This window comes from Levilactobacillus yiduensis (assembly GCF_024718525.1).
Lineage (GTDB): Bacteria > Bacillota > Bacilli > Lactobacillales > Lactobacillaceae > Levilactobacillus > Levilactobacillus yiduensis.
Genome location: NZ_JAMXAZ010000042.1, coordinates 1 through 7,467 on the forward strand (window position 1 = coordinate 1; position 7,467 = coordinate 7,467).

Here is a 7,467-nt window from a genome sequence, read left to right on the forward strand (position 1 = left end):
ATAGCCATATTTCATCTTTTTATCTCCTTACTTATGTCATTAAGTAATGACACGGTTCTAACCCTTTAATTATACAGCATCAAAAAAGAGGCCACAACTGATGAGTTGTGTCGCTTTTTAAGGTGCGCCCGGCATGGGCAGTAACTAGGCGGTGTAAGTCCGCTGTGAGCCGTAGTGGCCGGTATCACGAGTCGAAGACAAGGGCGTCTATCGTGAGGTAGAATCTGAAGGAAGTCCTAGACGAAACATCGAATCGATGAACAAGAAGTGGCTAAAAGGCTGGAAACGGTGGGATGAGATTACCTAACAAATCGAAGTCCCTGACCACTCGAAACCGTCACAGTAAAGCCAACGGTTTGATGCGAAAGCTACTGCTCTTACCCGGGGAGGTCTGTCATGGTAGTTCTCTCAAGCTGGAAGTTATTTCTGGCAGGAACAGGCTCAATAGTAATGTTGAGTTGTCCATGACAGAAGTCAGCCGAGGCCATAGTAGCCAGTAATGGTGAGGGGCTGAACAACAATAATTTTGATTCATCCTGGAGGTGGAAACAATGCGACAATCGCAGAAAACAGAAAATAAAGCTGACTACCTGCGGAGAGTAACCCTGGAAGCTCACTATAAAAAATGACTAGATATTGTAAAAAAGCAGCGGGATAATATGAGATTTAAGTAGCCAAAAGCCTGATAAAACGGGCTTTTTTGTTTGCCGTTGATTTGAAAGTTTAGGTATCTTTTTCTCCCAATTTTGTATAGAAATTTGGCCGATTGAGCAATAATAAGCAATGATTATCAAATTATGGTACCAAAATTGGTACCGCAAAAAGGCCGCCGGGACATATGGACTTCCTTTTATGGATTTGAATAAGTTATTTTCAAAACGAAATATCGATCCAAGTTTGAAGTTGGTTAATCTATCGGCTTAAAAAACTAATCATGGAAGAATGTGATTATTCAGTATGATCTAAAATAGATGCTGCTATTTTATTTCAAAATAAAGCTTGACGCTTACATAGATATGGGTCTATATTATAGATATAGATGCGCGTCTATGTTTACAAAATACGATGTTTCTTGCGGTGATCGAAGCAAGTTGAGTTGAGGAAATGCAGTTGCGGAGTTTGCAACTAAGTTCCCTAAAATCACCACGAAAGCGGTCATAATCATTCATTTTGGCAACACTGATTAGCAAGAAGTATCTGCTTGTTGAATATTTTCTGCTAAACAGGATTGGCTTTCTGTTGTTGATTAAGCCAAAACCAAAAGTAGCAAGTTCAGTCTGTATCACTGTAACATCAATGTTTATTATTAGCGTATTTAACTAATAGATTACCTTAATTATGGAATAGGAGCTTGCAAATGGACTATCAAAAGTATGTTCAAATGCTGAAAGCAATGGCCGATCCAAATCGCTTAAAAATTATTGATCTGCTTTCCTGTGGTTCTTTGTGTGCTTGTGATATTTTAGAGCACTTCGACTTTTCACAGCCGACTTTATCCCACCATATGAAAGTTTTGCAAAATGCTGGTATTGTTGCGGCACGCAAGGAAGGTAAGTGGCAGCATTATACGTTACGCCCCGATTTTATGCTGACCTTTAAGCAGGATACGGCGCAATTATTATCAAGTGATGATCACTGTATTTGCCACGATGACGGCTGTGTTGATTGTGAAGAATGTGCTTCAGGAAAGGTTGTTATGACAAATGAAAAAAATTGAATTATTTGAACCAGCAATGTGCTGCTCGACTGGGGTTTGTGGTCCGTCCGTTGATCAAAATCTCTTAATGATCACGTCTGCCTTTGATGCTTTACAAGGTGTTAAAACGATTGAAGCTGACCGTTACAATTTAAGTAATAATCCTGATGTTTTTAGTGAACGAGCCGATATTTTAGCGGCCATCAAGGATGATGCTGACGCTGTTTTACCGATCACCGTGGTTGACGGCCAGATCGTTAAAACGGGCGCGTACCCAACGATCGATGAATTATCTGACTATACTGGGCTAGTTTTCGTGCCAGCTGAGCAAACAGGCGGTTGCTGTGGCGGTGATGGTGGCTGTTGCTAAATTTTACTAAAGGTAAGAGATGGCGCGGCCATTTCTTTTGAATTATATATAGATAAATATCTATGTGACTGAGGAGGATATCAATGCAGGACTATCAACCACAAAACGCTAATTTAACTCATTATTTGTTTTTTACCGGTAAAGGTGGCGTTGGTAAAACAACGACGGCCAGTGCAACCGCCATTAATTTGGCTGATGCTGGTAATCAAGTGATGCTCGTTTCAACTGACCCAGCTAGTAATTTACAGGATGTTTTCAATACAGCATTAACCAATAAACCGCAAGCAATCAATGGTGTATCAGGGTTGTTTGCCGCCAATTTTGATCCTGTGACCGCAGCTGGTGAGTATCGGGAAAGTGTTGTTGGCCCTTATCGCGGCGTATTGCCGGATGCTGCTGTTAAAAATATGGAAGAACAGCTATCCGGTTCCTGTACGGTCGAGATCGCGGCATTCAATGAATTTGCCAACTTTTTAACTGATCCGGCGGTTGACCAGCGCTTTGATTATATTATTTTTGACACGGCGCCAACTGGTCATGCCTTGCGCATGCTACAGCTACCGTCAGCGTGGAATAATTATTTAGATGAAAATGATCGCGGTGCTTCTTGCTTAGGCCAATTAGCCGGTATGGGTGATAAAAAAGCAATTTATGCAAAAGCGGTAGCAACGTTAAGCAATGGGGACTTGACCACATTAATGTTGGTGACGCGGCCACAAAAAGCCTCATTACTTGAAGCAGCACGAGCAGCACAAGAACTAGCCGCGATCGGCATGACTAATCAGCAGTTGATCATTAATGGCACGCTTAAAACACCGACGGATCACGCTTCGCAGGCTATTTTTGCGCAACAACAGGCTGATCTACAACAAATGCCGGCTGTATTAAAAAAATTTGCTCAGTATGAAGTGCCGTTACGCGCCTACAACGTTACCGGCTTAAATAAATTACACCTGGTGTTACAGGCAACACAACCCGCATTAGCTACCTATCCGCCGCTGACCAATAACTATCCCAACTTAGATACGATCGTTGCTGATCTGATCAAGACGGATAAAAAGATTATTTTTACCATGGGCAAAGGGGGCGTCGGTAAAACAACGGTTGCGGTGCAGATCACGCAGAAATTAGTGGCCCAACATAAAACCGTTCATCTAGCCACCACTGATCCGGCCGATCATCTAGATTTCTTTAAAACAGCTGATCCGGCAGTTACGATCAGCCATATTGACGAGCAGCAGGTATTGAAAGATTATCAAGCTGAAGTACTGGCAACGGCTCGCCAAACCATGAAAGCGGCTGACGTTGATTATGTCGCCGAAGATCTCCGTTCACCATGTACGCAAGAAATTGCGGTTTTCCGCGCTTTTGCTAATATTGTGGCGCAAAACGACAGTGACGTGGTGGTGATCGATACGGCGCCAACTGGGCACACGTTGTTACTATTAGATTCCACTCAAAGCTATGCACAGGAAGTTAAGCGCACAGCCGGTGACGTGCCACAAGCAATTATTGATCTATTGCCACGGTTGCAAGATCCCCAACAAACCGAGATCGTGATGGTGACTTTACCGGAAACAACGCCAGTCTACGAATCAATGCGGCTCAATGAAGATTTAAACCGGGCGCAAATTGCCCATACATGGTGGTTGGTCAATCAAAGCATGCTGGCTACACAAACCACGCATCCGTGTTTACAAGCACGGGCACAAAATGAAGTTGAATGGATCGAAAAAGTCAAAGACGTTTCGGCCAATCATTTTGCAGTGGAACAGTGGCAACCAGATTTTGAACAAACGCTATTAACGATTTAAATAAAGATATCAATTGATCAGGGTAGCGATACCCTGATTTTGGTAGTTGGGAGGAATTATGCAAGTCTTTTTTGCTGTTTTTATATTTTTACTCACGTTATTATTCGTCATTTGGCAACCTAAGGGGCTATCAATAGGCTGGACCGCAATTGGTGGGGCAGTACTTGCACTGCTATTTCGGGTCGTCACATTTAAAGATGTGGGTACCGTTACTGGGATCGTTTGGAACGCCACTTTGTCGTTTGTTGCCATTATTTTGATCTCATTGATTTTAGATGAGATCGGCTTTTTCGAGTGGGCCGCTTTACATATGGCACGACTGGCTAAAGGCAATGGTGTAAGTATGTTCATTTTGATCGTTATTTTAGGTGCGATCGTGGCGGCACTTTTTGCCAACGATGGGGCGGCATTGATTTTAACGCCGATCGTTCTGGCAATGGTGCGAGCCCTACATTTTGATGAAAAAAAGGTTTTCCCATTTATTATTGCCAGTGGCTTTATTGCCGATGCGACTTCGTTACCATTAGTTGTTAGTAATCTAGTCAATATTGTTTCCGCTGACTTTTTCGGCATTACATTTTCCGAGTATGCCCTAAGAATGTGGATCCCTGATCTTTTTTCACTGATCGCCAGCATCAGTATCTTATATTTGTATTTCCGCAAGGCCTTACCCAAACATTATGATGCAGATCAGGTTGCTGAACCAAAATCTGCAATCAAAGATCAACGATTATTTAAGTTCTCTTGGGTCGTGTTAGCGGCGTTATTGATCGGTTATTTTAGCAGTAGTTTTCTAAACATTCCCGTTTCGTTTATTGCACTTACGATTGCCGCAATTTTCTTGTTGGTTGGTCAACAAAGTCATCACGTTGATACTAAGGCAGTCATTAAAGGAGCACCGTGGAACATCGTCTTCTTTTCAATCGGAATGTATGTGGTGGTTTATGGCCTACAAAATGTTGGCTTGACAACATTACTTGCTGGTGTTATCGCCAAAATGGCAACTGGTAGCCGGTTTGTGGCGACCATGGGAATGGGTTATTTGGCAGCGTTCCTGTCATCAGCGATGAATAATATGCCAACGGTAATGATCAATGCTTTATCGATCAAGGGCGCTAATGTATCAGGGTTAATGCACCAAACGTTAGTTTATGCAAATATTATTGGTTCTGATCTAGGACCAAAGATCACACCAATCGGTTCGCTGGCGACGTTAGTGTGGTTACATGTTTTGGCGCAAAAAAACGTAAAAATTGCTTGGGGTACTTATTTTAAAATTGGGATCACGATCACGATTCCAGTCCTATTCATTACATTATGTGGTTTATGGTTATCGCTAAGTCTTTTTGGTTGAGAAAGGATGACTTGCTATGATGCAAACTGAGTATGCACAACAAGATTCATTAGCTAATAGATTAAACATAGTCGATGCTTTAGTGAAACAGGCCACGAAAGCTGAAATAGAATCAATTTCTGCTGTTTACCTGATTCAAGCCAACCAAGAAATTAATTTGCTTGAATTAAAATACAGTAGTGAATTAACAATACAACAGAACTTGTATAAGGTAAAAATAGCCTTTTTGCAAATAAATCACTTGATTTTAAATAATCTAGCGGTCAGCTATTTTCGTGATTATACACAAATAGAAAAGGAATTTGAACATTTTCATCGTCTAATATGCGAGGTGAAAGACGATTAAAATTGAAATATTTGAAGAGGCGATGTGTTGTGCAACTGGTGTTTGTGGTCCCAGTGTAAAGAAAGAATTGATTCAGACTACCGCAATTCAACGTCATGTTAATGCAGATGGTGAAAATATAATCATACGCAGAAATCTTACACAAAATCCGGACGCCTTTGTTCGTAATCATCAAATAAATGACCTATTAAAAAAATATGGAATCACTGTATTACCAATTACTATGGTTAACGGTATAATTTTTAAACAAAGAGATTATCCAACCTTCCAAGAGTTTTCAGATTATCTACATCAGGATTTAAGTCGTGCATTTGTTCGCTAACAACGGTGAAAGGAATTAATTAAATGGCAAATGAAACGGAAAAATTATTAATTATCGGCGGCAGTGACGCCGGAATTTCGGCGGCCTTAAAGGCTAAAGAACTTAAACCTGAATTAAAAGTTCAGATATTATTAGCAGATGAGTACCCAAATTTATCAATTTGTGGAATACCTTATGCAGTCAGCGGAGAAGTGCCGGATTGGCACTTGCTAGCTCATCGTAATTTACAAGAATTGACTTCGACTGGTATTGAATTTCAAATGAACATGATTGCAGATAAAATTGAACCGCAACGACATGAAGTCGTAGCACATGCGCTTACAGGCGAATTAAAAACTTATCATTATGACCACTTGGTTGTAGCAACAGGGGCTAGACCAAAACTATCGGGTATTAAAGGTGTGGACCTGGCGCAAGCTCAACAGCAAGATAGTAAAGTTCGTATTTTGCATACAATGGCAGATTACTTTGCGATTGAAAGAAATATAGCTACAGATAGTGTTCGGAAGGTCGCAATTGTTGGGTCTGGTTATATCGGAATCGAAATGGCGGAGGCTTTAAGAAAACGGCATTTAGACGTCACTATTTTTCAACGAGGTTCAGAAATACTTTCCACGGTTGATGCTGATTTAGGCCGAATTATTCATCAAAAGTTGTCTGCTAATGCCGTCAATGTTATTACTGGTTTAACCGTTTCAGAAATTAATGAAACTGGTAGCAACGTGGAAGTTGTTGGCTTAAATGAGCATCAAAAGACACAATCTTCTACGTATGATTTAGTCTTAATCGTTGTTGGTGTTCAACCAAATAATGAGCTACTGGTCAAGGTAGGTGCTGAAACTGGAATTGCCGGGGCCATCGAGGTTGATCAATATATGCAGACCTCATTACCTGATATATGGGCGGCCGGCGATTTGGTGGAAACAAGACATCATTTATTAGGTGAAACCTACTTGCCATTAGGTACGACTGCACATAAACAAGGAAGAATTGCTGGTTTTAATATTGCTGGAATTCAACGTGCCTTTAAAGGTAGCCTGGGGACACAAGTTTTAAAGGCATTTGATTTAGTTGTTGTACGGACAGGGTTATTGACAAGTGAGGCTATCCAGGCAGGGTTTAATCCTTTCACGGTAACAACTGATGTTGATGACCATAAGGCTTATTTTCCCGGTGCTCAAAAAATTAAGATCAGAATTACTGGTGATCAAAAAAGTGGCCGGCTTTTAGGCGTGCAGTTAATTGGTCATTACGGTAGTGAAGTTGCTAAACGCAGTGATATTTTTGCTACGGCAATTTTTAATGATATGACAGTAGCCGAAATTAGCGACCTAGACTTATCCTATTCACCACCAGTTGGATCACCTTGGGATGCAGTACAAATCGCAGCACAGAACTGGGAACAACAGAATGCGAAACGCTAAGGAATTAATTTATAACTGAAGGAACAACTTCACTTCATTATTAATTAAGCTTTCTACTATCTGTTTCCTGAATTATTCACCAGAAACTCCAAAATCCCCATCAAACACATGATTCAAGTGCTTGATGGGAATTTTACGTTT

Annotated in this window: 7 protein-coding genes; all 7 read left to right on the forward strand. The window is 41.0% G+C overall.

Annotated elements, in window-relative coordinates:
• The first annotated feature begins 1,357 nt into the window (after positions 1-1,357).
• The 7 genes from NGM66_RS13745 (at position 1,358) to NGM66_RS13775 (ending at position 7,326) form a co-directional block, all read left to right on the forward strand.
• Positions 1,358-1,717, forward strand: coding sequence for an ArsR/SmtB family transcription factor (locus NGM66_RS13745; protein WP_011222020.1), 360 nt, complete (start codon positions 1,358-1,360; stop codon positions 1,715-1,717).
• Entirely contained in the window at positions 1,704-2,066 is a 363-nt protein-coding gene (gene arsD / locus NGM66_RS13750; protein ID WP_011222021.1) for an arsenite efflux transporter metallochaperone ArsD, read from the forward strand. Before NGM66_RS13745 ends, arsD (NGM66_RS13750) begins: the two co-directional genes overlap by 14 nt.
• Before the next feature lie 83 nt (positions 2,067-2,149).
• The gene (gene arsA, locus NGM66_RS13755) at positions 2,150-3,880 is read left to right on the forward strand and encodes an arsenical pump-driving ATPase (protein ID WP_011222022.1); all 1,731 of its coding nucleotides are present in this window, start codon (positions 2,150-2,152) and stop codon (positions 3,878-3,880) included.
• A 58-nt stretch (positions 3,881-3,938) separates the two neighbouring features.
• Positions 3,939-5,234 carry an arsenic transporter gene (locus tag NGM66_RS13760; protein ID WP_258115817.1) on the forward strand — a complete coding sequence of 432 codons (1,296 nt, stop codon included), beginning with the start codon at positions 3,939-3,941 and terminating at the stop codon, positions 5,232-5,234.
• 16 nt (positions 5,235-5,250) lie between these two features.
• Complete coding sequence (locus NGM66_RS13765; RefSeq protein WP_003678453.1) at positions 5,251-5,580, forward strand: hypothetical protein; 330 nt, start codon at positions 5,251-5,253, stop codon at positions 5,578-5,580.
• 7 nt (positions 5,581-5,587) lie between these two features.
• A complete protein-coding gene (gene arsD, locus NGM66_RS13770) occupies positions 5,588-5,902 on the forward strand; it encodes an arsenite efflux transporter metallochaperone ArsD (protein WP_223843906.1) in 315 nt (104 codons plus the stop codon).
• 23 nt (positions 5,903-5,925) lie between these two features.
• Entirely contained in the window at positions 5,926-7,326 is a 1,401-nt protein-coding gene (locus NGM66_RS13775) for an FAD-dependent oxidoreductase (protein ID WP_011222024.1), read from the forward strand.
• The last annotated feature ends 141 nt before the right edge of the window (positions 7,327-7,467 follow it).